Raw genomic sequence first — 3,377 nt, forward strand, 5'->3', positions numbered from 1 at the left:
GATGTCGGAGGGGGCGAGGCGGCCAGCGGTCAGGGCGGACTGGATGACACGCTGCTGCGCCGGTCCGTTCGGGGCGCTCAGACCGTTCGAGGCACCGTCCTGGTTCACGGCCGAGCTCCGCAGGACGGCCAGGACCTCGTGCCCGTTGCGGCGTGCCTCCGAGAGGCGCTCCAGGACCAGTACGCCGACGCCTTCGGCCATGCCCATGCCGTCGGCGTCCGTCGAGAACGCCTTGGAACGACCGTCCTGTGCGAGCCCCCGCTGCCGGGAAAAGGACACCAGCGACAGAGGGGTGGACATCACGGTGACGCCGCCGGCCAGCGCAAGACCGCACTCGCCGGACCTGAGGGCCTGGGCGGCGAGGTGCAGGCCGACCAGGGAGGAGGAGCAGGCGGTGTCGATGGTGACAGCAGGGCCTTCGAGCCCCAGCGCGTACGACACGCGGCCCGAAACCACGCTGGAGGCGTTGCCGGTCAGCAGGTGGCCCTCGGAACTCTCCGCCCCACCGCCCCTGCCGTAGTTGCTGTTCCATGCGCCGACGTACACGCCGACGTCCTTGCCGCGCAGCGAGCCCGGGTCAATGCCGGCCCGCTCAAGGGCACTCCAGGAGCACTCCAGCAGCAGCCGCTGCTGCGGGTCCATGGACAGGGCCTCGCGGGGCGATATCCCAAAGAACGCGGCGTCGAACTCGCCCGCGTCGTAGAGGAACCCGCCTTCGCGGACATAGCACTTGCCCGGCTCGTCGGGGTCGGGGTCGTAGAGGTTCTCTAGGGCCCAGCCACGGTCCTCGGGGAAGCCGGCCACTGCGTCGACGCCTTCATCGAGCAGGTTCCAGAAGTCCTCAGGCGACCGCACCCCGCCGGGGTAACGGCACCCCATGCCGACGATCGCGATCGGCTCGGCGTTCTTTTCCTCTGCTCGCTGCAACCGCTCCGTCACGTCGGCCAGGTCGGCGGTGACGCGCCGGAGGTAGGTGCGGAGTTTCTGCTCGTCCCCCATGGAGAGGCCCGTCCTTTTCACATGGTGATCGTGGTCTTCGGGGTGTACGTGGCGCTCGCGGTGTGTGTGGTGCTCGGGGTGTACGTGGTCGTCGTGGTGTAGGTGGAGTTCGCGGTGCTCGACCGAGGTCACGAACGGCCGAACTTCGCGTCGATGAAGTCGAAGAGGTCGTCGTCGCTCACGTCGTCGATCTCTTCTCGGGCAGCCTGGTCCTCGCAATCGGCCTGGCCCCACCGCTCCAGCAGCACCCGCAGCCGTGCGGTGAACGCCGCTCGGTCCCGGGCGTCTGGCACGGTCTCGGCGAGAGGTGCAGCGGTCAGGGTGGCGACGGTGGACTCAAGCCGCGCGAGATCTTCCAGCAGGGCGGCCCCAGCGGGGTTGCCGTCGATTCCGAGCCGGGCGCCCAGGTAGGCGGCGAGCGCCGTGGACGTGGGATGGTCGAAGACCAGGGTGGCCGGAAGATCGAGCCCGGTGGCAGTGACGAGCCTGTTGCGCAGTTTCACCGCGCTGAGGGAGTCGAATCCGAGCTCACGGAACGGCCGGTCGACCGGTACGGCGTCCGCGCCGGGGTGGCCGAGCACCACCGCGGCCTGCGCCCGCACCTCGGCGAGCAGGGCCCGCCGCCCTTCGTCCGCGGACAGCGCCGCCAGCTTGGCCGCGAGTCCCTGCGTGGACTGATCCGCCCCCTGTGGTGTCGGTTCGGGGCGGGCTTCAGGGATGTCGGCGATGAGGGGGCGGCTGCGGGCCGAGGTGAACAGAGGAGCGAACGTCCGCCAGTCGATGTCGGCGACGACGAGCGTGCTCTCGGCGCGGTCGATGGCCTGGTGCAGCGCGTCGAGGGCGGCCTCAGGGGCCATGAACCGCAGCCCCTGCCTGCTCCACCATTCCTCGCCGGCGCCGGCCGTCATGCCGTCACCGGCCCAGGCGCCCCAGGCGACGGAGGTCGCCGGCCGCCCCTGGCTCCTGCGCTGTTCGGCCAGTGTGTCCAGGTAGGCGTTGGCCGCCGCGTAGGCGCCCTGGGCGCTGCTTCCCCACACACCCGCTCCGGAGGAGAACAGCACGAACGCGTCAACGTCGTCGAGGAGTTCGTGCAAGTTCCGGGCTCCGGCCGACTTCGCCCGCAGCACCGCCGCGGTCTCCTCGGCGTCGGTGTCCAGCAGCCGGGCGGCGCGACCGGAGCCGGCCGCGTGCACGACCGTACGGATCGGCGGGCCGTCCGCCTGCACCCGGTCGAGGAGCGCCGAGAGCGCGGCGCGGTCCGCGACGTCGCACGCGGCGATCGTCACCTGTACGCCGAGGGCGGTGAGGTCGTCGCGCAGACGGTTCGCGCCGTCCGCCTCCGCCCCCCGACGGCTGACCAGCACGATGTGCCGTACGCCCGCGGTCGCCAGCCAGCGGGCGACCTGCCCGCCGAGGCCGCCGGTGCCGCCCGTGACGAGCGCTGTGTCGCGGGGCTGCCAGCCGGGGGCCACCGCGTCGTGCGGAACGGGTGCACGCACCAGCCTTCGTGCCAGCAACCCGGCTTCCCGCAAAGCCAGTTGGTCCTCTCCATCGCCTGCGGACAGTGCGGCGACGAACAGGGCGGCCGCACGGTCGTCGAGACGGTCCGGCAGGTCGAGCAGACCGCCCCACGCCTCCGGGTGCTCCAGACCGGCCACCCGGGCCACGGCCCACACTTGCGCGGCGTGCGTGGGAGCCACCGGGTCCGTCGCCGTCGCGGACACACCGTTGCGGGTCAGGGACCACACCGGTGCTCGTACGGCGCCGTCGGAGAGGGCCTGGGTGAGCAGAACGGTACTGGCGACGGCACTGGGCAGCACCTCGTGGTCGGGGTGCACCTCCCCGCTCAGCCCGAGCAGGGAGATCACGCCCATGGGGGGATTCGCGGCCAGCCGGGTGGTCAGCGCCGAGCGGCTCTCCCTCAGGCCCAGCACCATTCGCTCGGGCTCGGCCCCGTGGCCCCGCAGCACCGAGCAGATCCAGTCGACGACAGGGTCGTCCTCGTGACCGGCGGGCACGACGACAGCCCAGCGCCCCGTCACCATCCTGTCGTACGAGGGCGTGGCGACCGGACGCCATACGATCCGGTACCGCCAGGAGTCCACCACCGCCCTGCGCTGCCGGTCCCGACGCCACGCTAAAAGCGTCGGCAGCAGATCCGCGACGGGTGTATGAAGATCCTGCCCCGGCTCCGCCGCCGACCTCCGAAGCAGGTCCGCCAACTCGGTGGCGTCACCCTGCTCCACGGCCGCCCAGAACTCGTCGTCGCCCGGGCCGGTCACGGCATGATCCGTGGGCGTCGAGGCTTCCAGCCAGTAGGGCTGGTGCTGGAAGGGGTAGGTGGGCAGGTCGACCCGCCGACCGCCGGCCAGCATCCT

2 protein-coding genes are annotated in these 3,377 nt (G+C 71.8%); both read right to left on the bottom strand.

Features of this window, described 5'->3' with window-relative positions; all coding sequences use genetic code 11:
* A partial coding sequence (locus ACFIF2_RS35715) for a beta-ketoacyl synthase N-terminal-like domain-containing protein (protein WP_395577457.1) occupies positions 1–999 on the bottom strand: 999 nt, incomplete at its 3' end.
* A 128-nt stretch (positions 1,000–1,127) separates the two neighbouring features.
* On the bottom strand, positions 1,128–3,377 hold a 2,250-nt coding region (locus tag ACFIF2_RS35720; protein WP_395577458.1), incomplete at its 5' end, for an SDR family NAD(P)-dependent oxidoreductase.

The organism is Streptomyces sp. BK79 (assembly GCF_044142145.1).
Taxonomy (GTDB): Bacteria; Actinomycetota; Actinomycetes; order Streptomycetales; family Streptomycetaceae; genus Streptomyces.